Raw genomic sequence first — 24,527 nt, forward strand, 5'->3', positions numbered from 1 at the left:
GTGAGCGGCGTGCGGGTGTGATCGGATGGTGCGCACGGGCCCGGGAAACGGGACCCGATCGCCCCATCGAAGGGAATCATCGTGGCAACCACGCGCACCGCGCACACCGTGTGGGAAGGCAACCTGCTCGAGGGCAGCGGCGTCGTCACCTTCGACTCCTCCGGCATCGGCGAGCAGCCGGTGACGTGGGCGTCGCGGGCGCAGGACGCCAACGGCAGGACCAGCCCCGAGGAGCTGATCGCCGCGGCCCACTCCAGCTGCTTCTCCATGGCGCTGTCGCACGCCCTCGCGGGCGCGGGCACCCCGCCCACCAAGCTGATCACCAACGCCGACGTCACGTTCCAGCCCGGTGAGGGCATCACCGGCATCCACCTCACCGTCGAGGGCACGGTACCGGGCCTCGACAACGACGGCTTCGTGGCCGCGGCCGAGGACGCCAAGAAGAACTGCCCGGTCAGCGCGGCCCTGACGGGTACGACGATCACCCTGACCGCCAAGCTGGCCTGACACCCCGTACGCCACGGTGCCGCGGTCCCACGGGGGCCGCGGCACCGCTGTGTCCGGACCCGCCGGAGAAGCACGCCCCATTGACAAGACGGCACTCAAGTTTTGTGCTGGAGGCCGGGCAGCACCCCGGCGGAAGGGGACGGACATGGCACGTGCGGTCGGGATCGACCTCGGTACGACGAACTCGGTGGTGGCCGTCCTCGAGGGAGGCGACCCCACCGTCGTCACCAACGCGGAGGGCGCGCGCACCACACCCTCCGTCGTGGCCTTCGCCAAGAACGGCGAGGTGCTCGTCGGCGAGGTCGCCAAGCGGCAGGCCGTGACGAACGTGGAGCGCACCGCACGGTCGGTCAAGCGGTACATGGGCGACGCGGACTGGCGCTTCCCGGAGCACGGCTCCGTCGACGGCACCCGCTACCGTGCCCAGGAACTGTCGGCGCGCGTGCTGCAGAAGCTGAAGCGGGACGCGGAGGCGTATCTCGGCGAGGACGTCACGGACGCCGTGATCACCGTGCCCGCCTACTTCGACGACGCCCAGCGCCAGGCCACCAAGGAGGCCGGCGAGATCGCGGGCCTGAGGGTCCTGCGGATCATCAACGAGCCGACGGCCGCCGCCCTCGCGTACGGGCTCGACCGGGGCGAGGAACAGACCGTCCTCGTCTTCGACCTGGGCGGCGGCACCTTCGACGTGTCGCTCCTGGAGATCGGCGACGGCGTCATCGAGGTCAAGGCCACCAACGGCGACACCCGGCTCGGCGGGGACGACTGGGACCAGCGGATCGTCGAACACCTCGCCCAGCGCTTCAAGGGCTCCCACGGCATCGATCTGGGCCGCGACAAGATGGCGCTGCAACGGCTGCGCGAGGGCGCCGAGAAGGCCAAGATCGAGCTGTCCAGTTCCTCGGAGACCACCGTCAACCTGCCCTACATCACCGCGTCCGCCGAGGGGCCCCTGCACCTGGAGGAGAAACTGACGCGCGCTCAGTTCCAGGAGCTGACCGCCGATCTGCTGGACCGCTGCAAGACGCCCTTCCACCGGGCGGTCAAGGACGCGGGTGTGCAACTCGCCGCGATCGACCACGTCATCCTGGTCGGCGGCTCGACGCGGATGCCCGCGGTGACGGACCTGGTCCGCGAACTCACCGGCAAGGACCCGCACAAGGGCGTCAACCCGGACGAGGTGGTGGCGCTCGGAGCGGCTCTCCAGGCGGGTGTCATCCGGGGGGACGTCAAGGACGTCCTGCTGCTCGACGTCACCCCGCTGTCGCTCGGCATCGAGACCAAGGGCGGCATCATGACCAGGCTCATCGAGCGCAACACCACGATCCCGACGCGTCGTTCGGAGATCTTCACGACGGCGGCCGACAACCAGCCGTCGGTCGGCATCCAGGTCTACCAGGGTGAGCGGGACATCGCCGCGTACAACAAGAAGCTCGGTGTCTTCGACCTGACCGGGCTGCCGCCCTCGCCGCGCGGGGTCCCGCAGATCGAGGTCGCCTTCGACATCGACGCCAACGGGATCATGCACGTCTCCGCGAAGGACCTGGCCACCGGGCGCGAGCAGAAGATGACGGTCACCGGCGGCTCCGCACTGCCCAAGGACGCCATCGACCGGATGATGCGCGAGGCCGAGCAGTACGCCGACGAGGACCGCGAGCGCCGCGAGGCCGCCGAGACCCGCAACCAGGCCGAGCAACTCGTCTACCAGACCGAGAAGTTCCTCCGCGAGAACGACGAGCGCATACCGTCCGACACCGGGCCGGAGGTCGAGAGCGCGATCGCGGACCTCAAACGGCTTCTGGTGGACTCGGCCGACGACACGACCGCCCTGCGGGCCGGCGTCGAGAACCTGGCCTCCGTGAGCCAGCGGATGGGCCAGGCGATGTACGCGCAGGCCGCGCAGACCCCCCGGGACGAACCGGCCGACGAGCACGCCCCGGCCGAGGAGGACGGCGTGGTGGACGCCGAGATCGTGGACGACGACAGGGAGGCGAGGGGCGGCGCGGCCTGAGGCCTGTCGGCTGGATCACATGGCGGGACGCGGGGGAGTTCCGCGTGCGGGCACGCATGTCGGTCAGGGGCAGCGATACATGCCCGCCGGGCCCGAACCCGAACCCGGGCCCGGACCGGTACGGGGAGTGGTCAGCGCCCTTCGTAGTCCATTTCGTGGTCCGGGCCGTCCGCCAGGAACGCCGCGACGGCGCGGCGATGGTCAGTGGTGCCGGCGACTTCGGCGGCGACGGCCGGGAGGGCGGAGTCCGCCGCCGGCACGCCGCCGGCGAGGTACCGGCGCACGATGTCCTTGCTGGCCTCGTGGGCGCGGGTGGGGCCGGTGGCGAGGCGCATGCCGTAGGCGTGGGCGTCGGCGTGGAAGGAGGCCGGCGGGAAGAGGGCGTTGACGACACCCCAGTCGGCGAGCACCGTCCCGCGATAGAGGTCGCCGGTCATGACGAGTTCACGGGCGCGGGACGGACCGACGCGCTGAGCCAGGCGTTGGGTGCCGCCCATCGCCGGAGTGAACCCGATCTTCCGTTCGACGAGGCCGAACCGGGCCTGTGGTGTAGCCACCACGAGGTCGCAGGCCAGCGCCAGTTCGAAGGCCGCGGTGAGGGTCAGCGAGTGCGCGGCGAACACGGTGGGACAGGGCAGGGCCTCCAGGGCCTGCGTGATACCCAGCCGGCTGCCCCAGAAGGATGCCGCGTCCGCCGCGTCGAGCCCGGCGAAGACGCGCACGTCGACACCCGCGCTGACCACCCGCCCCTCGGCCCGGACCAGCAGGGCGCGGGGCGGACGGGCGGTCAGCCACTCGACCGCGTCCGCCCACGCACCCCACATCGCCTCGTCGAACAGGTTCATCGGCGCGCTGTCCATGGTGAGGACGGCGAGCGGACCGTCGAAGGTCAGCCGCAGCACCGACGTCGCGCCCGCGAGGGACGAGGGGAGTGTCATGAGACGTTCCGGAAGATACTGATCGCGTTGTTGCCGCCGAAGCCGAAGGCGTTGTTCTGGACGTGGCGCAGATCCGGCAGGGACAGCGGTTCTCCGGTGACCAGGTTGATGTCCAGCTCGATATCGTCGGGATCGACCGCGGTGGGCGGCACCAGACGGTGACGCAGCGCCAGGCATGCGGCCACGGCGCCGGCCGCGCCGGCCGCGCCCATCAGATGCCCGATGGTGCTCTTGATCGCGGTGACCGCGGCTCGCGGGTACCGCTCCGCGAAGATGCCGCCCTCGATGGTGTCGTTGGCCCGGCTCCCCGTGCCGTGCGCGAAGATCACGTCGATGTCGTCGGCGTTCAGTCCGGCTTCGTCGAGCGAGCGTCGGTGGCAGGCGGCGACGCCGTCGCGGTCGGGGGCGGTCGGGTGGCTCGCGTCGTTGCTGACGGTGGTGGCCAGCACCTCGGCGTACGGTGTCGTCCCCGGGCGCAGGGCGCGCTCGGTCTGCAGGACGTACATGCCCGCGCCCTCCGACGGCGTGACATGACGCCGGCTCCTGGTGAAGGGCTTGCAGGGCGTGCGGCCGATAGCCTGCAGGGTGTTGAACCCGATGATGTTCTTCTCGGAGTACGGGTCGCAGCCCCCGACGACGGCGGTGTCGGCGATGCCCGCGCGGAGCATCTCCAGGGCGCAGGACAGCGCGACGTTCGCGGAGGCGCACGTGCTCTGCAGCAGGAAGGCCGGGCCGTGGGCGCCCACCGTGCGTGCCACTCCCTGGGCGATGGAGTAGCTGGAGAAGCCACCGGTCTCGGCGATGTCCCGGCGCCCGGCGACCACGTCCTCCAGCGCCTCGGCCTGCCCGTCGCTGCTGCCGACACAGACGACGGCGTTCCGCAGCGTGTCGTCCCCGGGGGCCAGCCCGGCGTCCCGCAGCGCCTCCAACGCGGCGAACTCCGCGAAGAGCGAAGCAGCCCGGGGGCGTTCCCGGGTTACCGCGTCCACGCGGGCCAGGGCGATCTCGCGGGCCTTCTCGGGCACGCGTCCACCGAGGATTCCGGGCTTCATGCCGGCGTAGAGCGGGGGCAGTTCCTCGAAGCGGCTGCGGCCCGCGCACAGGTCGTCCCAGAAGGGCTCGACGCCCGCACCGGCCGGCGAGATGACGCCGAGCCCGGTGATGAAGACCCTTGCTGTTCCCTGGTTCACCAGGACCTCCCGTTGGTGCTGCTCGCTTGCCGCCGGGTCACCGTCACGGTGGCGTGACGGCCGTCCGGGGCATGGCATTCGAGGACCGCCCGCTCGGCGGGCGCCAGGGAGTGGACCAGGTCCAGGAAGGCGCGGGTGGCGAAGGCGCTGTTGCGCTCCGCGAAGGCGATGGGCTCCGCGGTGACGGGCCGGCCGTCGGGGGCGCCGATCCCGCACACGGTACGCACGGGGCCCGGGTGCGGGGCGTCGGTGGTGCCGAAGCCGAACTCGGCGGTGAAGTCGGCGCCCTTGTGCAGGAAGGCGTGGGCGACGCCGTCCCGGCAGGACACGTTCCGGGTGTCGAGCGCCGCGTCCTCGACGGCCTCCGGCGCGTAGATATCACCGATGAGGAGCCGGCTGACGGCGGAGCGCTCCTGTTCGAGGGCCGACAGCGCCTGCCACAGGGCCATGACCGGGGTGAGCACACCCGCGTTGATCGTCATGTTGCGTCCGGTGGCCCCGACGCGGAGGTTGACGAACGCCGAGGCCGAACTGGACGTGGCGTTGGGGAAGTGCTGGGCGGACAGCAGTTTCCCCTTGGTCGCCGCGTCGCGCTGCAGGCGGGCCAGCGCGGCGGTGTTGCCGTACTCGGTGCCGATCACGATGGTGTCGTCCGTGCGTTCTTCGGAGGTCTCCGCCGAGCTGAGGACGAGGTAGAGGCAGATCCGCGTGAACGCGTCGCGGAACTGGTCGCCGACGGTGCCGATCACCTCGCGCAGATCGGGTGGCAGGCCGTCGTGTCCGTTCTGGCCGTCCGTCGGCCCGGGGGCGCACAACGCGACCGAGCCAAGGGTGAACTCAAACAACACAATTCTCCGTGGCGCTGGAATCGGGTGGGCAGGGCACGCGGTGCGTCAGCCGCTGATCTGCTCGCTCACGTGTCGTTGCAGGTCCCCCACGGTCACGAGGTCGCGCGAGAAATCGTCACCGAGCTCGATGTCCAGAGCCGCCTCCACCTGGACGACGACATCGATCAGTTTCAGGGAGTCAATATCCAGGTCGGCCCTGAGGTCCTGATCGGCTGAGATCTCGAAGGAATCGGGAAGTTCGGCGATCTGCTTCAGTATCTCGGAAATTCGCCCGTCGATCACGGTGGTCGACATTCTTTTCCCCCATTTTTTCAGGATTCTTTCGATCAAGATAATCGTGGGGTGAACGACATGTCAACGAAACGCCCGTGAAACATTTCATCCCTGGGTGTGCAGAGCGTCCCGTTTTCGACCGTCTTTCAATATGGCCGAAAACGGGCGCCCGATGGGCGTCCGATCGGCAGATTCGGCCAAAGGCACGAAAAATCGGCGCCTTTTCAGTCAGGAAGGCGATTTTTTTCTGCCAGTCGGACAGCTTGGCCGAAAATGTTCGTGACCTTTATTACATTGCGCTGCTGTATCCGTTCAACTAATCTCTGGCTTTCGAAAGGCTCATTTGCAACGGGGGGATTTCTGCTGTGCCCGAAAACATTTCGACTCTCGCGCGCCAGGGGTACGACCGCTGGGATCTCGGTACGCATTTCGGTGTCGACGAGGAAAGCGCGGTCTACAAGGAACTCAAGGCGGCTTACGAGGATCTCCCCGAGGATCCGTACGCGATCGGCTCGGGCCGGTACCGCCGATACGCGCGCGGCGTGTTCCTGCCCTGGTCGAAGGAATTCTTCTGGATGCCGGCCACGGAGAGCCAGGCGCGTGAAGGGATGAACGGTTACTACCAGGGCGACAACAACCCCGAATACGTCAACGTCACCCGCGACCTTCCCGCCATCAGTGACGAGGTGTGCAACAACAAACTTCTCCTGGACCTGATCCAGTTCGACTTCTCCCAGACTCACTGGAGCGAGGACGACGCGGTCTGGCCGCTCTACGTCGGGGTCCACCTGATCAAGCTGCACATCGCGGACGACGGCCACGAGGCCGTGTCGTCCCCCAACGAGCTGCACCAGGACGGCGAGCCCTACGTCTTCGCCCACCTGATCCACCGTCACAACGCCGAGGGCGGGGCGAACCTCATCGCCACCCCCGAGTACCGCGGCAAGCAGCCCGAGGACGTGCCGCCCGCGGACCGGCTCGCCGAGTTCGACATGCGGCGTCCGCTGGAGGCGTACGCCATCACGGACGACCTCGTCAGCCACTACGTCGGCCCCATTCGCAAGGGCAGCGCCCAGGAGCCTGGCGAGCGTGCCATCCTCCTGGCCGACTGGGTCCCCATGCGCCACCGCATCTGAAAGGGCACCACGTGACCGGCGTGCGATACCGCTACGAGCGCCCGGTGGACGCCGGGGCCGCTGACGAACTGCGCAAGGCCCTGGCGTTCCACTACGGCGACGTCACCGTGGAGCGGCTGGACAAGGGCGTCGACGTCGTTGTACCGGCCGGCCCGACCGAGCGGGAACTGGGCGAGATGGTCCGCCACTTCCTGCGGGGCCACCGGGAGGTGGCGGCCACGGTCATCACCGAGCACCCGGGGCGCCCCGGCCTCTCCTGCGCGCTGCCCGACGACGACCGGATCGCCGTGGCCAGGGGCGCCTATCTGCACGGGCCGGAGTGGACGGCGGCGATGGACCACGTGCGCCGACTGTGCCGGGAGCGGTTCGCCGAGACGTTCGGCGCACCGCTGCTGGCCGGATCGGCTCAGATCGCCCGCGACGTCCTCGTGCGGGCAGGCTACTACCAGAAGTTCCCGAACCTCGTGAACGCGGTCGCCCGCATCCGCGACCGCTACTGGGACGGCGTCACCGTCTCCCAGCTGAGGCCCAACCAGACCGAGGCGCTGGACTCCTTCTACGCGCCGGCCGACACCGTCCTCACCCCGGTCACGTGTTACCACGTGTACGCGAACGCGGCCGAGCTGAAGGACCGCTACGACACCGGGCTGTTCGCCATCGACGGGCCGGTCTTCCGGCACGAGTCGCACAACCACAACGCCACCCGGCTGGGCGAGTTCAGGATGTTCGAACTCGTCCGGATGGGCAGCGCCGAGGACGTCGCGTACGACTACGAGCGGATCCTGAAGGCGTTCACGGCGTTCTTCGCGGAGCTCGACGTGCCGCACCGCATCGTCAGCGCCTCCGACGCGTTCTTCGGTGACGCGCCGACCATGACCCGCGAGGCTCAACTGCTCAACAAGAGCAAGTTCGAGGTGCGGGTGCCGCTCGGGGACGGCGAACTGTCCGTGGCCAGCGTCAACGCGCACGGCGAAGTGTTCGCCGACGCGTTCGGGCTGCGCGACCTGGGAACCGACGCGACCTGCTGCGCGGGGATCGGACTCGACCGGCTCACCTACGCCCTGCTGTCGTACGGCCTGCTCGGCACATCGGTCTGATCGGCCGCCTCCCGCACCCCGACCCATCGAGGGAATGAATTCCATGCAAGACCTGAGGAACGTCGTCGACGACCTGCTCCGGCAACTCGCCGCCGCGCGGGATGTCCCGGCCGACGCCGAACTGTCGCAGATCATCATCAGCTCGCTCGACCAGATGCGGTTTCTGGTCGGCCTGGAGGAGCGGCTCGACGTGATGCTGGACGTCGGCGACGTGCTGCCCTTCGACCTGTCCGACCGCGACGCTCTGCTCAAGAGCGTGCGGGAACTGCTGGTGGAATCCGGAGTGGCCCTGTGACCGGCGCCCGTCCGTCCGCCGCGCTCCGGCGCGGCGGGCACCCCGGCCGCGGTGGCCACCGATGAGCGCTACCCGGGCGCGGTTGCTCGACCTGGACACGGTGCGCGAGGTCGTGCGCGTCTCGGTCCCGCTGATGTTCGGCATGCTCGGGAACCTGATCCTGCTGCTGGTCGACCGGATCTGCCTGGCCCGCTACTCGGAGGACACCCTCACCGCGTCCGGCCCCGCCGTCTTCACCGCGACCACGGTGATCATGGTGACCACGGGGGCGGTCGGCATCACCCGCTCCTACGTGGCGCAGGCCCGCGGCCGCGGGGAGAAGCGCGAGGCGATGGACGAGGGCGCCAACGGCTTCGTCCTGGCCCTGCTGCTCTGCGCGCTGCTGTTCGCCTCCACCCCGCTGCTGATGTGGGTGCCCACGCTGAGCGGGCAGCCCACGCACATCCAGGAGCTGGAGGCGCAGTTCCTCGGCCTGTCCACGCTCTACGGCGCGGTCATGACCCTCAACATGGCGCTGTCCTCCTACTTCAACGGCATGGGCCGGACCCGGGTGCCGATGGTCGTCGGCATCCTCGGCCAGATGGTCGGCGTCGTGATGACGATCGGCCTGGTCTTCGGCCGCTTCGGCCTGCCGGAGCTGGGCATGCGGGGCTCCGCGCTCGGCACGCTGAGCGCGGTGTCCGTCATGTTCGTCGGCTACGCCGTGTACCTGCCCAAGGGGTACGCCGCGGGCTTCGGCCGGCTCGTCCGCCAGGGCGGCCGCCGGGCCGCCGGGACGCTGTGGCTGCGGCTGCGGCGCGGCGCCCCCGCCGGCGGCTCCCTGAGCCTGGAGGAGCTGGGGCAGACCGCGTTCGTGTGGCTGGCCGGCGTCCTGGGCCCGGTGGCGCTCGCCGCCAACAACGTGGCGCTGGCCCTGAACTACGCGGCCGTCATTCCCCTGATCGGCCTCGGCATGGGGTGCAACATCCTGTGCGGCAAGGCCGTCGGCGCCGGAGCGCACCGGAACATTCCGCACATCATGCGGGTCACCCTGAGCATCTCGGGCCTGTACGTGGCCGTGGTCGCGCTCTTCCAGATCGTCACCCCGACCCTGCTGCTGAGTCCGTTCGGTCTCGACGGAGCCGACTCCGCCGTCACCGCCCACGCCGTGGCCACCTCGCGGGTGCTGTGGACGTACTCCTTCGCGTTCATGTTCTCGATGGTCGGTTCGGCGGTCCTGGAGTGTCTCGGCCTGGCCCGCTTCGGGTTCCTGGCGCGCGTCGTCCTCATGTGGTGTCTGTGCGTTCCCACGATCATCGCGTTCGTGCTGCTCAACCGTGATGACGCGGACATGCTGCCGGCGATGTGGGTGATCTTCTCGGCCTTCGAGGCCGCGATGGCCGCGGTCTGCCTGTGGCGCGTCAGGCAGGCCGTCGCCAACGAGGAGAACCGGCTCCACCACACCGAACCGGTCCAGCAGACGATCTGACCGACCACCCGACAGAGAGTGTGGCCTTTTCCGTGAACGTATTGATCCTCGGCCGCGAGGAAGACTGCCGCGACTACCTCGACTACGCGCACCAACGAGGCTTCACCGTCCGGTTCTTCGCCCCGCCGCGGCTCACCGCCGACGACCGGGCGAACTGGCAGCGGACCGTCGCCGACGCCGCGCGCGAGACCGTGGACCTGAGCACCGTCGACGACATCATCTCCTTCCACGACAGCCACCAGATCCAACTGGAGCTGCTGCGCGGCGAACTGGGTATGCCCACTCGCGACATCGACACCCTGCTGTGCCTCGCCGACAAGACCCGGTTCAAGGCGCACCCGGCGGTCCGTGACCACATCACCCGCCACATCGAGCTGGACACGTCGGCGAAGGCGCCCGCGGCGCTGGCGGCCGTCGACGCCGCCCTCACCTTCCCGGTCGTCGTCAAGCCGTCGAACGGCTTCTACAGCGCGGGCGTGGTGAAGGCCGCGACGCCCGAGGAGTTCCCCAAGGCGTTCATCCAGACCAAGCGGGTCTGCACGGTCCTGCGGGAGAGCTCCGGCGAGTCGCGGATGCTCGCCGAGGAGTACCTCGAGGGCAACGAGTACGCCATCGACGGCATGGTCAGCGAGGGCCGGGTCATCCCCCTCCAGATCCACCGCAAGCTGCCGCCCCTGGTCGGCCCCCTCTTCCATGAAGTGGCCTACCTGACCGAGCCGTTCGACGCGGAGCTGGGCCGCGACTTCACCGCCCTGCTGGAGAGCATCGTCCCGGGCGTCGGCCTCGACAATTCCCCCTTCCACGCGGAATTCCGCTTCGACGGCCAGGGCCGGCTGCGCGTCCTGGAACTCGCGCCGCGGCTGTGCGGCGGCGGCACCACCACCTATCAGCAACTGCGCATCTGCACCGGCCTCGACGCGTACGACCTGCTGCACCGGCTGGGCCGTGAGGCCATCGCCCCCGAGCCGCTCTACCACCGGGTGGCGCTGGAGTACGACGCTCCCATCGAGAGCAGCGGCTTCCTGAAGAACACCGCCCGCGCGGTCGAGGTGTGCCACAAGAACGATGTCACCACCGTGCATCTGCACCGCCCGGACGGCCAGTTCGTCCTCGCCCCGCCGCTCAACTTCGAGACGGTCCTGACCGCCTACTTCGCCCGCGACACCCGCGAAGAGGCCGAGGCACTGCTGGACGTCCTGATGATCGACTGCACGATCGACACCGAAAAGGAAAAATCCTCATGAGGCCGGAAATCAAGCGCGCCCAGCACGTCATCCCCATCGGCGCCAGCTCGCCGCTGCGCGCCTGCCGCAACGTGGAGACCGACCCACTGGTCGTCGCCGAGGCACACGGCCAGTACCTGCACGACATCGACGGCACCCGGTACGTGGACTTCATGTACGGGTTCGGGCCGTTGATCCTCGGACACGCGCCACCGGCCGTCAGCTCCGCCATCGCCCGGCAGGCCGCCAACGGCACACTGTTCGGCACGTACTCCACGCAGGAGATCGAGCTCGCCGAGCGCATCGCCGAGACCGCCGAGCACCTGGAGCAGCTGCGTTTCGTGTGCAGCGGCACAGAGGCCGTGATGTCCACCCTGCGGCTGGCCCGCGCCTACACCGGGCGCACCCGCGTGCTGCGCTTCAACGGCGGCTACCACGGCCACTTCGACCTGGTCCAGAACAAGGACGAGGCCCGTATGCGCGACGCCGGCCTCGACCCGGACGCCATGCGCTCCAACGTCTTCGCGGAGTACAACGACGCCGAGAGCGTCGAGCGGGCCTTCGCCGACCACCCCGGCGAGATCGCGGCAGTCGTCGTCGAGCCCGTCGCCTGCAACATGTCCCTCGTCCTGCCCGAGGAGGGGTTCCTCGCCGATCTGCGGCGCATCTGCGACCGCGAGGGCGCCCTGCTCGTCTTCGACGAGGTCATCACCGGCTTCCGGCTCACCTACGGCCCGGTGAGCAACCTTCTCGGCGTCTCTCCCGACCTCACCGCCTTCGGCAAGATCATCGGTGGTGGCACGCCCGTCGGCGCGTTCGGCGGCCGCCGCGACATCATGCGGCTGCTCGACGAGGAGCGGGTCCTGCAGGGCGGCACCCTGGCCGGCAATCCACTGACCATGGCGGCCGGTCTGGCCACCCTCGACGTCCTGGCGCAGCCGGGCTTCTACGAGGAGCTGGAGCGCAAGGGCGCCCTCCTGCAGGCCGCCGTGGAGCGCCACCGGGCCGAGCAGGGACTCGACTTCACCTTCACCCGGACCGGCAGCATCTTCGCGTTCATCTTCGTCCCGCAGCGCTCGCCGATCCGCGTCAAGGCGGACGTCGCCGCGCAGGCGCACTCGCCGTACACCACGCTGTACGCGGGCATGCGGCAGGCCGGCTACCACCTGGCGCCGGACATCGAGGAGCCGATGTACGTGTCCGCCGAGACGACGGACGAGACGATCGAGGACTTCGCGGCCCGCGCCGTCGCGCTCCTCGCCACGGACCCGAACACGCCGGTGGCCACCGCGGCCTAGTGCCGCCGCACCAGCCCGCGTTCGACCCTTCGTGCCGCTCAGCGGGTGCCGTCCGGTGCCGTGCGTCGCAAGACGGAGGATCTCCCGCGTACCGGGCGTACTCGGGTGATCCGACGACGCGGCGAGGCGCCGTGCCGGCGCCGACCGTCTGACCGGAATCGTCAGGAACCAGCCCCGTCCACGGGCCGTGCTCCTCGGAGCGCGGCCCCCACCGCCCCGCACCGCCGTACGGCCCCGCGTCACCGCACGGCACGTGCGGGCCCTCCGCCGCCCGGCCCATGCCGCCCGCAACGCCGGACCTCCGCGCTGCCCGCCCCCTGCCGACGGGACTCCACCATGAACGACGAGGCCAGGAACCTCCCCCTCCTCCCTGCCCAGGAGAGCATGCTGTTCGCCGAAGCGGCGCACGGCCGACCGGGCACCCACAACCTGGCTCTGGCGCTGCGGCTCACCGGGCCGCTCGACCGGCGCGCCCTCGACGCCGCACTGCACGCCCTGACCGAGCGGCACGAGGCGCTGCGGGTGAGCATCACCGAGCACGAGGGCGTGCCGCGGCAGACGATCGCCGCCGAGGTGAGCGTCACCGTCGAGGAGGCCGACCTCACCGCCCCGGACCCGGACACCACCGACCTCGACGGGCACTTCGCCGCGGCGCAGGACCGCCCGTTCCCACTCGACCGGGCGCCACTGCTGCGGGCCACCGTGTTCCGGCTCGGCGAGCGGCAGCACGTCCTGCTGCTCGTCGCGCACCACAGCGTCGCCGACGGCCACTCCATGGACGTCCTCGCCCGCGAGTTCGAGACGCTCTACGAGGCATTCGCCGAGCACCGGCCGAACCCGCTCGGGCCACCTGCCCTGAGCTACAGCGAGCACGTCGCCGCCACCCTCGCCGGCGTCTCCGACCGCCGCCGGGCCCGGGCCCTCGACCACTGGCGCACCGAACTCGACGGCGCCCCCGCCACCCTCGACCTGCCCATGGCCCGACTGAGCGGCACCACCCGCCGACACGCGGCCACGCACCGCCGTGACCTGCCCAGGCCCGTCGTGGCCCGGCTGCGCGAGCTCACCGGCGAACACCGCACCAGCCTCTTCGCGGGGCTCGCCGCCGGCGCCTTCGCGCTGTTGGGCCGCTACACGGGCGAGAGCGACCTCGTGCTGGGCGTACCCCTGTCCACCCGCACGGAGGCGGGCTCGGAGAGCGTGGTCGGGCTCACCGTCAACACCATGCCGCTGCGTGTCGGATACGACGCCCGTGAGGGCTTCCTGCCCCTGCTGCGCCATGTCCAGGGCCGCACCTTCCAGGCGATGCGCCACCAGAACACTCCTTTCCACGAGCTGGTCCAGGCGCTCAACCCGCCCCGCTCCGCGCACCGTCAACCGGTGTTCCAGCTGGGCCTCAACCACGTACGGACCGGCCCCGCGGCCACCCCGCGGGCCGGGCTGCTCATCGAGGCGATGCCGATCGCCAACGCGACGGCCGCGTTCGAACTGATGCTGACCTTCGTGGAGTCGGACGACGACGTCCGGGTGTACGTCGAGTACGACACCGAGCGCTTCGACGCGAACGCCGTCCACGCCCTCGCCGACCACCTCGCGAACCTCCTCGCCGGGGTCTCCGCCGACCCCGGCGTCCCGCTCGCCGACATCGAGCTGATGGACGAGGAGGAACGGCAGCGCGCCCTGCACCTGTGGAACGACACCGCAGCGCCCCTCACCGACGACACCGTCGTGTCCCTGTTCGCCCGGCAGGCCGCCCGGCGCGGTGACGCCACCGCTGTCGTCTGCGGCCAGCACAGCCTCGGCTACGACGCCCTGGACCGGCGCTCCGCACGCCTGGCGCGGCTGCTCGCCGAACGCGGCGTGGGACAGGGCGCCTTCGTCGGCATCTCGCTGCACCGTTCCACGGCCACCGTCGTGGCCGTGCTCGCCGTGCTCAGAGCGGGCGCCGCTTATGTGCCGCTGGACCCGGCCTACCCCGCGGAACGGCTGGCGTTCATGGTGCAGGACGCCGCCCCCGCGCTGGTGATCACCGAGTCGTCGGCCCTCGGCAGCTTCGGTGCCGGTCCCGGCACGCCCCCCGTGCTCCTGCTGGACGACCCCGCCGTGCAGGCCGCCCTTGACGCGTACGACGACACGTTCGAGCGGGAGGTGACACCCGACCACACCGCCTACGTGATCTTCACCTCCGGCTCCACCGGCCGGCCCAAGGGTGTCCGCGTCACCCACCGTAACGTCGCCAACCTCACCGCGTGGGCGGCGGCCGCCTTCGGCGACGGGCTGCAGCGGGTGCTCGCCGCGACCTCCCTCAATTTCGACGTCTCCGTGTTCGAGATCCTCGCGCCGCTGCTCAACGGCGGCAGCGTCGAGATCGTCCGCGACCTCCTGGAGATAGGCGAACGCGGCGGATGGCAGGGCACGCTCGTCAGCGGCGTCCCCTCGGTGCTGGCCCGGCTGATCGCCGACGGTGCCCTCGACCTGCGCGTCGACCACCTCGTCCTCGCCGGCGAGGCGCTGACCCCGCAGGTGGCCGGGCGGCTGCGGGCCGCCGTGCCGGGGGCCCGGCTCGTCAACGCCTACGGGCCCACCGAGACCACCGTGTACGCCAGCGCGTCGGCCACCGGCAGCCACGGCACGGACGTGGCCGAGGAGGACACCCCGCCCATCGGCAGCCCCCTGCGCAACACCCGTCTGTACGTGCTCGACGACCGGATGCGGCCCCTGCCCCTCGGGGTGCCCGGCGAGCTGTACATCGCGGGTGCCGGCGTCGCCCAGGGCTATCTGCACCGCCCCGACCTCACCGGATCCCGCTTCGTGACCGACCCCTTCGGGGCGCCCGGCGAGCGCATGTACCGCTCCGGCGACGTGGTGCTGCGCCGCTTCGACGGACAGCTGCAGTACGTAGGCCGCTCCGACGACCAGGTCAAGCTGCGCGGCTTCCGCGTGGAGCCCAGCGAGGTGGAGGCGGTCCTCGCCGAGCAGCCCGAGGTCGCACAGGCCGCCGTCGTGCTGCACGAGGACCGGCACAGCGAACGCCGGCTCGTCGCGTACGTCACTCCCGTGCCCGGCGCCACACCCGACCCGGCACGGCTGCGCGCCGCCGCCGCCCGGCTGCTTCCCGAGTACATGGTCCCGGCGGCCGTCGTACCCCTGGACGTACTGCCGCTCTCGCCCAGCGGCAAACTCGACCGCGACCGGCTGCCCGGCCCCGGCTTCGGCACCTCCGCCGGCCGGCCGCCCGCCACCCCCGACGAAGTCGCCCTCGCGACCCTGTTCGCCGACGCGCTCGGCCAGCCCGACGTGTCGGCCACCGACAGCTTCTTCGACCTCGGCGGCCACTCCCTGATGGCGATCCGGCTCGTGGAGCGCATACGCGCGGAACTGCGCACCGAACTGACCGTGCGCGACCTCTTCGAGACACCGACCGTCCAGGGCCTGGCCCAGCGGCTGCGCCCGGACGGCACCGTACCCGAGAACACGCCGGCCGCCGGCAGCCCGGCCGACGACTTCGCGGTCCTCCTTCCGCTGCGCACCCGGGGCAGCAGGCCCCCACTGTTCTGCTTCCACCCCGGATTCGGGCTCAGCTGGAGCTACGCCGCACTGATGCGCAGGCTCGACCCGGACCAGCCGGTGTACGCGCTGCAGGCGCGCGGTGTCGCCTCCGGTGAGCAACTCCCCAGCACCTTCGAGGAGTTGCTAGAGGACTACGTGCGGCACATCCGCGCGGTCCGCCCGCACGGACCGTACCGGCTGCTCGGCTGGTCCTTCGGCGGCCTCGTCGCCCACTCGCTGGCCACCCGGTTCCAGGCCGAGGGCGAACAGGTCGAGCTGGTCGCGATGCTGGACACCCTGATGGTCGGCACCGACGAGGAACTCGATCCGCAGGAGATGCGCCGGCTCATCGAGTCCGAGACCGCCGCTGTGCGCCAGGTCGTGCCCGACGCCCGGCGGTTGCTGGCGGTCATCGAGAACCTGATCCGGCTCCGTGGCCAGTTTCGTCCCGGACGGTTCCGGGGCGACGTGCTGTACTTCACCGCCGCGCACGAACCGGGCCGGTCGGAGTCGGTCAGCGAACCGTGGGAGCCGTACGTCGAGGGGCGGCTGGTGGAACACCGAGTCGCCTGCGCCCATCTGGAGATGATGAACGCCCACCCCGCCCGCGAGATCGGCAACGCGGTGAGCAAGGCACTGGACGCGCTCGGAGGCACCGCACCGGAGCAGGACGCCCGCGGCACCGGCGCCCCCACCGCGTGAACACCACCGGGACGACTCACGCACCAAGCCCTGGAAGAACGACGAAGGAACCTCACATGCCCCGTACTGCCCTGGTCCTCGGTGGGAACCGCGGCATCGGCCTGGCCGTGGCGCGCCATCTGGCCGCCCGCGGCGACCGGGTCGCGGTCAGCCACCGTACGGGCGAGCCGCCCGAGCAGCTGTTCGGCGTGCGCTGCGACGTCACCGACGCCGAGGCGGTGACCGCGGCCTGCGCGCGGGTCAAGGAGGAACTGGGCCCGGTGGAGGTACTCGTCCTCAACGCCGGCATCACCCGCGATCGGCTGTTCGCCGTCATGACCGCCGAGGACTTCGAGGCACCGCTGCGCACCAACCTGCTCGGCGCGTTCCACGGGGTCAAACCGGTGCTGCGGGGCATGATGCGCGCCCGGTGGGGGCGGATCGTCCTGATGTCCTCGACCGTGGCGCTGTCCGGCGCGACTGGCCAGACCAACTACGCGGCCTCCAAGGCCGGTCTCATCGGCTTCGCCCGGTCGCTGGCGCTGGAGGTGGCCGCCCACGGCATCACCGTCAACGTCGTCGCTCCCGGCTACACGGACACTGACATGGTCGCGGCCATGCCCGAGGAGCAGCGCAGAAGCCTGCTGGCGACCGTCCCGATGCGCCGGATGGCCACCTCCGACGAGATCGCGGCCGCGGTCGGCTATCTCACCGGCGAGGACGCGGGCTACGTCACCGGCACGGTCCTGCACGTCGACGGCGGCATCGGCATGGGCCACTGACCCGGCGCGCTTCCCCGCACACCACCCGGCGCCTCACCTCAGGCGGCCGGACGAACCGACACACGGAGGGACCGCCAGTGCTCACCCGACCGCCGCAGCCACCGCGCACCGGCCCCGGCACGCCCACAGACGCGCTCACCCGACCGGCCGCCGCGCCGTCCCCCCGGTCCCCTTCGCGGCCGGCCGGCCACCTGCCGTACGACGCCCCTCTCGTCATGTTCCGCCCCACCGCGGAGGTCCTGCGGCTCATCGGCTCGGTCACTCTCGCCCCCTACGAACAGCAGCGCGCCGCCCGGCTTCCCGTCGGCCCCCACGAGGACTACCTGGCCGCGCACATCCTGGTCCGGCTGTGCGCGGCACGCCTCACCGGCGTACCCCTGGCCACCCTGGTCCTCGGACAGCTCTGCGGCGACTGCGGGGGAGAGGACCACGGCAGGCCCTTCCTCCGGGGCCGTCCCGGCATCCAGGTCAGCCTCTCGCACGCCCGGGGCGCGGTCGCCGCCGCCGCGGGCGCGGACCCCGTCGGCGTCGACGTGGAGGACGTCGCGACCGCGGCCTTCGACCCGCGGGTCGCCGCCCGGGTACTGGCGCCCGCCGAACTCGACGCCGTCCGCGCCGACCCCGACCCCGCACGGGCCTTCCTGTGCCTGTGGGTCCGCAAGGAGGCCCTGGTGAAGGTGGGCGTCGCGACGCTCGGCCGACTGCGCGATCTCGACCTCACGGCCCCCGGCGCGCTGCCCGGCTGGCGGTTTCTCGAATGGAACAGCCCGGACGGCGGCGTCACCGCCGCCGCCGTCGCCCGCACCACGCCGGCCGCCGACGGCGCCCATGACCTCGGCCCCTCTCGTTTCCCCTACCAAGGAGAGCAACAGACATGACTGCGAACCAGTCCGTCGCACACGACAGGACCCGCACGGCGACCCCGCGCCGGCTCCTGATGTGCCCTCCCGACCACTTCGACGTCACCTACTCCATCAACCCGTGGATGCACCCCGGCAAACCCGTGGACGGCGGCCTCGCGCTGCGCCAGTGGGAGGGGCTGCGCGCCCTGTACCAGGAGCTGGGCCACACGGTGCTGGAGATCGACCCCGTCCGCGGGCTGCCGGACATGGTCTTCGCCGCCAACGGCGCGACCGTCGTCGACGGCAAGGTGTTCGGCGCCCGCTTCCGCCACGTCGAGCGCACCGCGGAGGGCCCCGCCTATCTGGAGTGGTTCCGGCGCCAGGGGTTCGAAGAGCTCTACTGGCCCGAGCACATCAACGAGGGCGAGGGGGACTACCTGGTCGCCGGCCGCCGACTGCTCGCCGGCACGGGCTTCCGCACCGACCAGCGCTCGCACTTCGAGGCCCAGGAGTTCTTCGGGCTGCCCGTCACCGGCCTCCGGTTGGTGAACTCCTCGTACTACCACCTGGACACGGCGCTAGCGGTGCTGTCGGCCGACGAGGTGGTGTACCACCCCGAGGCGTTCTCCGAGGGCAGCCAGGCGGTGCTGCGCGAGATGTTCCCGGACGCGATCCTGGCGAGCGCCACGGACGCGGCGGTGTTCGGGCTGAACATGTTCTGCGACGGCCGGCACGTGCTGCTGCCCAAGGCGGCCACGGGGCTCGCGCGGCAACTCGCCGAGCGGGGCTTCGAGCCGATCGGAGTGGACCTCACCGAACTCCTCAAGGCCGGCGGCAGCGTGAAGTGCTGCACGCTCGAACTGCGGGGCTGACGCCGATGAACAGCCACATCCTCGAGCGGTTCGAGCAGACGGCCGTCAACTGCCTGACCGGAAGCTACTCCGTCCTCGCCGGCATCGCGGGCCGCACGGTCGAGGAACGGGCCGTCTTCGAGCGGGGGGACGGCTACCTGTTCCAGGCGGGCCTGGACGAGTCCGGGTACCCGGAGTACATCTTCCCGGTGGAAGAGGCCGGCGCGCTCGGCATCACCCGGTCTGCCTTCACCGTGCACAAGGAACCCGTCGACTTCGACGCGACGGGCCCGCAGCTCGCCGCGCTCCTGAAGCGGTACCGGGCGGTCATCGTCTGGGTCAACACAGCCCACCTCAACTACGCCGACGTGTACCGCGACAACGCCCCGTATCTGCACGCGGTCGTGGTCGACAAGATCGCCGACGACCACAGCCATGTCGAGGTCCACGACTCGCTCGTCGTCGACCTGAAGCCGTTCAGCTGCCGGGCCGTGGTGACCCTCGACGACCTGGTCCGGTCGGCCGCCGACCGGATCAGGAGCGAGGCCCACGACGCCATGGGCTTCTTCTACGCCATATCCGACGACGCGACCGGCCTTCCCGGCGAAGGACGCCCGGACGAGGCGGCGTTGAGCGGCGCACTGACCCGCCAGGCGGAGCGCTTCTTCGCGGAGGACCGCTTCCGGGAGGCCATCCGCCGCTACCAGGCGCTGTGCGAGGAGTGCTTCGCGGGCTCACCCGAGCGCGCCGCCCGCGGCGCCCGCCGTCTGTTCCACCACGCCTCGGTCCTCTACGCGGTGCCCAGCCTGAAACTGATGGCCGAGTCCCTGCACGCCGCAGGCGCGTCGGCGGACAGCCTCGCCCTGCACGCGGCGGCCACGCGGCACTGGGAGGCGATGGGTGTGCTCGCGCTGCGTCATGAGGCGACGTCCTCTCCGGCGGTGCTGCATCGGATGACGCAGCGATTCGGTCTGCTGGACGAGGTGACCGTGAAGCTGTGGGAGTCCGTCGCGGCGGACACCGGGGCGCGCGACGACGCACCCGGCGCTCCGACACGGACCGCCGGGCATCGGACGGCGACGACCGGGACACCGCAGGGCGCGGGACTCCCTCCTGGACAGGGGCTCCGTCAGTAGGAGTCGCGCAGTTCCCGCAGGATCTCCTTCGTGCGGGGGACGGAGGCGGCCTGGGCCGACATGTGGTCCAGGACCTCCAGATGCGTGGCCACCTCGCGCCGCGAGTCGAGATAGACGGCACCGGTCAGGTACTCGCTGTAGACCATGTCCGGCAGTTCCGGCTCCGCGAAGCGGAACAGGGCGAAGGACGTGTACGTCCCCGGATGCGGCCCGCTCGCGTACTCGGCGACCTGGAGGGAGATGTCGTCGCTCTCCAACTCCCTCAGGAGCCGGTCGATCTGGTGGCGCATCACCTCGCCGCGGATGCTCACGGGCCGCCGCAGCGCCGTCTCGTCCATGATCACCCAGAGGTGGGGCCGGTTCTCCCGTCCCAGCAGCAGTTGCTGCCGCGTCATGCGCAGCGTGACATGCCGCTCGATGGCCTCCGGACCCCTCTGCCCGACCGTCCCGGCCTCCAGCACGGCCCGCGCGTACTCCTCGGTCTGCAGCAGACCGGGCACGAAGTGTGGCTCGTACGAGCGGATCATCCGGGCGGCGCCCTCCAGACTGACATGCAGGCTGAACCAGTCCGGCAGTACGTCGTGGAACCGCTGCCACCACCCCGGCCGGTTCGCCTCCTCGGCCAGCGCGACGAAAGCGGCGACCTCTTCGTCCGCCACCCCGTACGTCGTCAGCAGCACCTGGAGGTAAGGGATCTTGAGGGCGACCTCGGCCATCTCCATGCGCCGCACGGTCGCCGGAGCCACACGCAGAACACGCGCGGCCTCCTCCCGCCGCAGACCGGTCGCCTCCCGCAACTCCTGCAGCCGCCGTCCGAGCACCACTTGCCCCACGGTGGGCGCAGCCCGCCGTTCACTCACGCCACGCCCTCCCCACGCGCCGAAGCCCCCCGAGCAGTGTGTCATGCGCCCCGGGACCTCCATGGGGTCCGACAGGACGAGAATGACTCAAACGGATCGTTGACCGTTCGTCAAGACGCAAGTGACTGAAGGTATTTGGCTGTGGCCGGGTCGGCGGGCAGGAACGTCTCGATGGCCAGCTCGGCTACCGTCACGTCCATCGGGGTGTTGAAGGTGGAGATGGACGAGACGAACGACAGGATCCGGCCGTCGTGTTCGATCCGCATCGGCAGCGCGAAGTACGGAACCGGCTCGGCGGCCTCCGCGCCGGCGGGCTCCGGATCCACGGGCGGAACCGGGTACGCGGCCACCTCCTCGTACAGCGCGCGCAGCGGCTCGGAGCGGCGCAGGGCGATCTGACGCTCCATCTGCGCGAGCAGGTGCTCACGCCATTCCCGCAGGTTGCGGATGCGCGGAGCCAGGCCCTGGGGGTGCAGGGTCAGCCGCATCGCGTTCAGCGGCGGCGCGAGCAGCGACTCGGGGACACCGTCGAGGAACATGGCGACGCCCCGGTTCGCGGCGAGCACGGTGTACGTGGCGTCGACGACCAGCGCCGGGTAGGGCTCGTACCCCTGGATCAGCCGCTCGACGCCCTGACGCACCGCGTCCATCGCCGGGGCGTCGAGCGGGGTCTCCGGGTAGTGCGGGGCGTAACCGGCGGCCAGCAGCAGCGCGTTGCGTTCGCGCACCGGCACGTCGAGGTGTTCGGCCAGCCGCAGCACCATCTCCTCGCTGGGACGGGAGCGTCCCGTCTCGATGAAGCTGATGTGCCGGGCGGAGGAGTCGGCCCGCAGCGCCAGCTCCAGCTGGCTGACCCGACGCTGCTCCCGCCAGCCGCGCAGCAGCGGGCCGACTCCCGCCCCGGCCCGGGGGATCGGGGACGTGCTGGAACCGGACGTGACCATGGGCATACGCCGACCGTAGTCCAGGAGCGGGCGTCTACGACAACTTGAACCGGGGCCCGCCCTGGGAGACCGCGACCGTTTCCTCGTCCCCGCCGTCCCCGCCGTCCCCGCCGACCCGCTCAGACCTGGGGGGGCTCGGCCCCGGACCCCCGTCCGGCCTGAACGTCCTTGTTCTCAGGCGCCGGACGGGCCGGGACGGCTGGGCCCGGCCGGCATCTCCCGCCGGGATCGGAGACGATCCCGCCCGGCCGGAACCATCCGGCGCGGGCCCGCATCCACAGCCCGTCCGGCGTTCGAGGACGAGCCGTCGGGCGCGAGGCCGGTGCGTTTCGAGGGTCACCGCCGCGTTCGAGGCCCCCCTGGGCCGGAAGAGGCGAGGCGGCGGCACGGGGGTTCAGGGAAGGAGGACGACCTTGCCCTTGTTGCGGCGGGCCTCGATGTCCCGGTGGGCGATGACGGCCTGGTCGAGCGGGTACGTACGCCACACGGGGATGTCGAGTCCGCCGGCCGCGGCCAGCCGTACCAGCTGGGGCAGGGGGTCTTCGGCGTGGTCGGCGCCGCCGGCGCTGAAGCGGACACCGTGGTCGGCGGCGGACAGGTCGGCGATGGTGATCACGCGTGCGCTGTCGCCGGCCAGGGCGACGGATTCGGGGAGGACGCCGGCGCCCGAGGCGTCGAGGACGAAGTCGACTCCCTCGGGGGCGGCGGCCGTCACCCGGTCCGGCCATCCTTCGCCGTAACGGACCGCGGTGGCGCCCAGCGCGGTGAGGCGCTCGACGTCGTGCTCGCCGACGGTCCCGACGACGGCGATCCCGCGGGCGACGGCCAGTTGCACCGCGATGGTGCCCACACTGCCCGCGGCGCCGTGGACGAGCAGGGTCTGCCCGGCCCGCGCACCCAGCTGGCGCAGGACGCGGGACGCGGTCTCGCCGACCGTGACCAGCGAGGCGGCGACCTCCCACGACAGGGTCCGGGGCCGGGGCACCGGCCGCTCCAGCAGGGCGTACTCGGCGTAGCTGCCGCCGACGGCGGCACCGAGGACCTCGTCCCCCACGGCCGCACCGGCTCCCTCACCGACGGCATCGACGACACCGGCCGCGTCCAGGCCGGGGACCACGGGGAAGCGCGCCGGGACGGCCTTGGCCATCAGGCCCGACCGGATCTTGAGGTCGAGGGGGTTCACGGAGGCGGCCCGCACCCGGATCCGGACCTGGCCCGGCGCGGGCTCCGGCGGGGTGACCTCGGACGGCCGCAGCACATCGGGCGCGCCGTACTCGGAGAAGGTGATCGCTTTGGACATCGGAAACTCCTGGTCGGATTCGAGAAGGGTGGCAATCGCACGCGCCACGGCTCACGGTGCGGCTGCCTGGGGGCGGTCGCCGCTCAGGCGGTGAGGGTGGGGTAGTCGGTGTAGCCGCGGTGGTCGCCGCCGTAGAAGGTGGCCTGGTCGGGGTCGTTGAACGGGCCGCCGGAGGCGAGGCGCCGGGGCAGGTCGGGGTTGGCGAGGAACAGCGCCCCGTAGGCCACCATGTCCGCGCTCCCGTCCTCGATCAGACCCAGCGCGTCGGGGCCGGTGACGTCGGGATAGGTGAACGGGTTGATGACGAACGTGCCGGGCCAGACCTTGCGCAGCCGCGGGGTCAGGTCGCGGTGCGGGCCTTCCATCAGGTGCAGGTAGGCGAGGTCCAGGCCGGCGAGCCGGTCCAGCAGGGCGAGATAGACCTCGTCCGGGGTGTCCTCGGAGATGTCGTTGAACTGGTTCCCGGGTGAGATCCGCAGCCCCACCCGGTCGCTGCCGATCGCCTCGGCCACGGCGGTGACGACCTCCACGGCGAAGCGGATCCGGCCCTCGGTGGTGCCGCCCCACTCGTCGGTGCGGTGGTTGGTGTTGGGCGCGAGGAACTGGTGGATCAGGTAACCGTTGGCGCCGTGCAGCTCCACGCCGTCGAACCCGGCCTCGACCGCGTTGCGGGCGGCGTCCGCGAAGTCGGCGACGGTCTGCCGGATCTCCGCCCCGCTCAGCTCCTTCGGCGTGACGAACTCCTTCGGCCCCGCGTGGGTGTAGACCCGCCCCTCGGCGGCCACCGCCGACGGCCCCACCGGCACCAGCCCGTCGGGCAGCAGGCTCGGGTGCCCGATCCGGCCGGTGTGCATCAGCTGCGCGAAGATCGCACCGCCCTCCCGGTGCACGGCGTCGGTCACCGTCCGCCATGCCCGTACCTGCCCGGGCGTGTGCAGCCCGGCGGTGTCGGGGTAGCCCTGGCCGAGGGGTGAGGGCTGGATGCCCTCCGTGACGATCAGCCCGGCGGTGGCGCGCTGCGCGTAGTACGTCGCCATCAGCTCGGTCGGCTCCGCGCCGGGACCGTGGGCACGGCTGCGGGTCATCGGTGCCATCACGAGGCGGTTCGCCAGGCGCTTGCCGCCCAGGACGATCGGATCGAAAGCGGTGGTCATGGTTTCTTCCTCCGGGGGAGTGGTGCTCCGTGGCAGCGCGCTCACGAGCCGCACCAGTGGATGCCTGTCCGAACAAGTAAATCACCTGTCCGAACAGGTAATCACCCGGAATGCATTCCCGCTCCCCTCTGTGAACCACGCAAC

General features: G+C 71.0%; 21 protein-coding genes. 13 read left to right on the top strand and 8 right to left on the bottom strand.

What is annotated here, in order from left to right; all coding sequences use genetic code 11:
* Window positions 1-81: 81 nt before the first annotated feature.
* Both OHB41_RS36830 and dnaK read left to right on the top strand, forming a co-directional pair.
* Window positions 82-507, top strand: coding sequence for an OsmC family protein (locus tag OHB41_RS36830; protein ID WP_266703414.1), 426 nt, complete (start codon window positions 82-84; stop codon window positions 505-507).
* Window positions 508-652: 145 nt separating this feature from the next.
* Window positions 653-2,518, top strand: a complete 1,866-nt coding sequence (gene dnaK, locus OHB41_RS36835; protein ID WP_266703416.1) for a molecular chaperone DnaK — start codon at window positions 653-655, stop codon at window positions 2,516-2,518.
* A gap of 131 nt (window positions 2,519-2,649) precedes the next feature.
* On the opposite strand, the gene OHB41_RS36840 is transcribed toward dnaK, so the two are convergent.
* The 4 genes from OHB41_RS36840 to OHB41_RS36855 are packed head-to-tail and all read right to left on the bottom strand — an operon-like array spanning window position 2,650 to window position 5,788.
* Window positions 2,650-3,456: an enoyl-CoA hydratase/isomerase family protein gene (locus OHB41_RS36840; protein WP_266703418.1), complete on the bottom strand. Its 807-nt coding sequence runs from the start codon at window positions 3,454-3,456 to the stop codon at window positions 2,650-2,652.
* A complete protein-coding gene (locus OHB41_RS36845) occupies window positions 3,453-4,646 on the bottom strand; it encodes a beta-ketoacyl synthase N-terminal-like domain-containing protein (protein ID WP_266703420.1) in 1,194 nt (397 codons plus the stop codon). The genes OHB41_RS36840 and OHB41_RS36845 overlap by 4 nt, the downstream gene beginning before the upstream one ends.
* Window positions 4,643-5,491: a hypothetical protein gene (locus OHB41_RS36850; RefSeq protein ID WP_266703422.1), complete on the bottom strand. Its 849-nt coding sequence runs from the start codon at window positions 5,489-5,491 to the stop codon at window positions 4,643-4,645. Before OHB41_RS36850 ends, OHB41_RS36845 begins: the two co-directional genes overlap by 4 nt.
* Before the next feature lie 48 nt (window positions 5,492-5,539).
* Complete coding sequence (locus OHB41_RS36855; protein WP_266703424.1) at window positions 5,540-5,788, bottom strand: acyl carrier protein; 249 nt, start codon at window positions 5,786-5,788, stop codon at window positions 5,540-5,542.
* A 344-nt stretch (window positions 5,789-6,132) separates the two neighbouring features.
* Between OHB41_RS36855 and OHB41_RS36860 the strand changes: the two genes are divergently transcribed.
* The 11 genes from OHB41_RS36860 to OHB41_RS36910 all read left to right on the top strand — a co-directional run bounded on the left by OHB41_RS36860 (window position 6,133) and on the right by OHB41_RS36910 (window position 20,125).
* Window positions 6,133-6,903, top strand: coding sequence for a 2OG-Fe dioxygenase family protein (locus OHB41_RS36860; protein WP_266703426.1), 771 nt, complete (start codon window positions 6,133-6,135; stop codon window positions 6,901-6,903).
* Window positions 6,904-6,914: 11 nt separating this feature from the next.
* Entirely contained in the window at window positions 6,915-8,000 is a 1,086-nt protein-coding gene (locus OHB41_RS36865; protein ID WP_266703428.1) for a class-II aminoacyl-tRNA synthetase family protein, read from the top strand.
* Window positions 8,001-8,043: 43 nt separating this feature from the next.
* Window positions 8,044-8,295, top strand: coding sequence for a hypothetical protein (locus OHB41_RS36870; RefSeq protein WP_266703430.1), 252 nt, complete (start codon window positions 8,044-8,046; stop codon window positions 8,293-8,295).
* 61 nt (window positions 8,296-8,356) lie between these two features.
* Window positions 8,357-9,763: an MATE family efflux transporter gene (locus tag OHB41_RS36875; RefSeq protein ID WP_266703432.1), complete on the top strand. Its 1,407-nt coding sequence runs from the start codon at window positions 8,357-8,359 to the stop codon at window positions 9,761-9,763.
* Window positions 9,764-9,795: 32 nt separating this feature from the next.
* The gene (locus tag OHB41_RS36880; protein WP_266703434.1) at window positions 9,796-11,007 is read left to right on the top strand and encodes an ATP-grasp domain-containing protein; all 1,212 of its coding nucleotides are present in this window, start codon (window positions 9,796-9,798) and stop codon (window positions 11,005-11,007) included.
* Window positions 11,004-12,284 carry an aspartate aminotransferase family protein gene (locus OHB41_RS36885; protein WP_266703436.1) on the top strand — a complete coding sequence of 427 codons (1,281 nt, stop codon included), beginning with the start codon at window positions 11,004-11,006 and terminating at the stop codon, window positions 12,282-12,284. The genes OHB41_RS36880 and OHB41_RS36885 overlap by 4 nt, the downstream gene beginning before the upstream one ends.
* Before the next feature lie 336 nt (window positions 12,285-12,620).
* Complete coding sequence (locus OHB41_RS36890; RefSeq protein ID WP_266703438.1) at window positions 12,621-16,535, top strand: non-ribosomal peptide synthetase; 3,915 nt, start codon at window positions 12,621-12,623, stop codon at window positions 16,533-16,535.
* Window positions 16,536-16,591: 56 nt separating this feature from the next.
* Window positions 16,592-17,296 carry a 3-oxoacyl-ACP reductase FabG gene (fabG, locus tag OHB41_RS36895; protein WP_266703440.1) on the top strand — a complete coding sequence of 235 codons (705 nt, stop codon included), beginning with the start codon at window positions 16,592-16,594 and terminating at the stop codon, window positions 17,294-17,296.
* Window positions 17,297-17,511: 215 nt separating this feature from the next.
* Entirely contained in the window at window positions 17,512-18,174 is a 663-nt protein-coding gene (locus OHB41_RS36900) for a 4'-phosphopantetheinyl transferase family protein (RefSeq protein WP_266703442.1), read from the top strand.
* Window positions 18,171-19,010 carry a dimethylargininase gene (ddaH, locus tag OHB41_RS36905; RefSeq protein WP_266703444.1) on the top strand — a complete coding sequence of 280 codons (840 nt, stop codon included), beginning with the start codon at window positions 18,171-18,173 and terminating at the stop codon, window positions 19,008-19,010. Before OHB41_RS36900 ends, ddaH begins: the two co-directional genes overlap by 4 nt.
* Before the next feature lie 5 nt (window positions 19,011-19,015).
* Window positions 19,016-20,125: a hypothetical protein gene (locus OHB41_RS36910; protein ID WP_266703446.1), complete on the top strand. Its 1,110-nt coding sequence runs from the start codon at window positions 19,016-19,018 to the stop codon at window positions 20,123-20,125.
* Here the strand turns inward: OHB41_RS36910 and OHB41_RS36915 are convergent.
* The 4 genes from OHB41_RS36915 to OHB41_RS36930 all read right to left on the bottom strand — a co-directional run bounded on the left by OHB41_RS36915 (window position 20,119) and on the right by OHB41_RS36930 (window position 24,383).
* On the bottom strand, window positions 20,119-20,985 hold the full coding sequence (locus tag OHB41_RS36915) for a Sco1979 family transcriptional regulator (protein ID WP_266703448.1): 867 nt from the start codon (window positions 20,983-20,985) through the stop codon (window positions 20,119-20,121). The genes OHB41_RS36910 and OHB41_RS36915 overlap by 7 nt on opposite strands.
* A gap of 110 nt (window positions 20,986-21,095) precedes the next feature.
* Window positions 21,096-21,935, bottom strand: a complete 840-nt coding sequence (locus OHB41_RS36920; protein WP_266703450.1) for a helix-turn-helix domain-containing protein — start codon at window positions 21,933-21,935, stop codon at window positions 21,096-21,098.
* Between the two features lie 388 nt (window positions 21,936-22,323).
* A complete protein-coding gene (locus OHB41_RS36925; RefSeq protein ID WP_266703452.1) occupies window positions 22,324-23,229 on the bottom strand; it encodes an NADP-dependent oxidoreductase in 906 nt (301 codons plus the stop codon).
* Window positions 23,230-23,312: 83 nt separating this feature from the next.
* Window positions 23,313-24,383 carry an alkene reductase gene (locus tag OHB41_RS36930; protein WP_266703454.1) on the bottom strand — a complete coding sequence of 357 codons (1,071 nt, stop codon included), beginning with the start codon at window positions 24,381-24,383 and terminating at the stop codon, window positions 23,313-23,315.
* Window positions 24,384-24,527 lie beyond the last annotated feature (144 nt).

The sequence above is a fragment of the Streptomyces sp. NBC_01571 genome (assembly GCF_026339875.1).
Taxonomy (GTDB): Bacteria; Actinomycetota; Actinomycetes; order Streptomycetales; family Streptomycetaceae; genus Streptomyces.

Coding starts and splice junctions, on each gene's coding strand:
- dnaK (WP_266703416.1), top strand. CDS start 653: ATGGCACGTGCGGTCGGGATCGACCTCGGTACGACGAACTCGGTGGTG.
- OHB41_RS36840 (WP_266703418.1), bottom strand. CDS start 3,456: ATGACACTCCCCTCGTCCCTCGCGGGCGCGACGTCGGTGCTGCGGCTG.
- OHB41_RS36855 (WP_266703424.1), bottom strand. CDS start 5,788: ATGTCGACCACCGTGATCGACGGGCGAATTTCCGAGATACTGAAGCAG.
- OHB41_RS36870 (WP_266703430.1), top strand. CDS start 8,044: ATGCAAGACCTGAGGAACGTCGTCGACGACCTGCTCCGGCAACTCGCC.
- OHB41_RS36875 (WP_266703432.1), top strand. CDS start 8,357: ATGAGCGCTACCCGGGCGCGGTTGCTCGACCTGGACACGGTGCGCGAG.
- OHB41_RS36885 (WP_266703436.1), top strand. CDS start 11,004: ATGAGGCCGGAAATCAAGCGCGCCCAGCACGTCATCCCCATCGGCGCC.
- OHB41_RS36890 (WP_266703438.1), top strand. CDS start 12,621: ATGAACGACGAGGCCAGGAACCTCCCCCTCCTCCCTGCCCAGGAGAGC.
- fabG (WP_266703440.1), top strand. CDS start 16,592: ATGCCCCGTACTGCCCTGGTCCTCGGTGGGAACCGCGGCATCGGCCTG.
- OHB41_RS36900 (WP_266703442.1), top strand. CDS start 17,512: ATGTTCCGCCCCACCGCGGAGGTCCTGCGGCTCATCGGCTCGGTCACT.
- ddaH (WP_266703444.1), top strand. CDS start 18,171: ATGACTGCGAACCAGTCCGTCGCACACGACAGGACCCGCACGGCGACC.
- OHB41_RS36910 (WP_266703446.1), top strand. CDS start 19,016: ATGAACAGCCACATCCTCGAGCGGTTCGAGCAGACGGCCGTCAACTGC.
- OHB41_RS36920 (WP_266703450.1), bottom strand. CDS start 21,935: ATGCCCATGGTCACGTCCGGTTCCAGCACGTCCCCGATCCCCCGGGCC.
- OHB41_RS36925 (WP_266703452.1), bottom strand. CDS start 23,229: ATGTCCAAAGCGATCACCTTCTCCGAGTACGGCGCGCCCGATGTGCTG.
- OHB41_RS36930 (WP_266703454.1), bottom strand. CDS start 24,383: ATGACCACCGCTTTCGATCCGATCGTCCTGGGCGGCAAGCGCCTGGCG.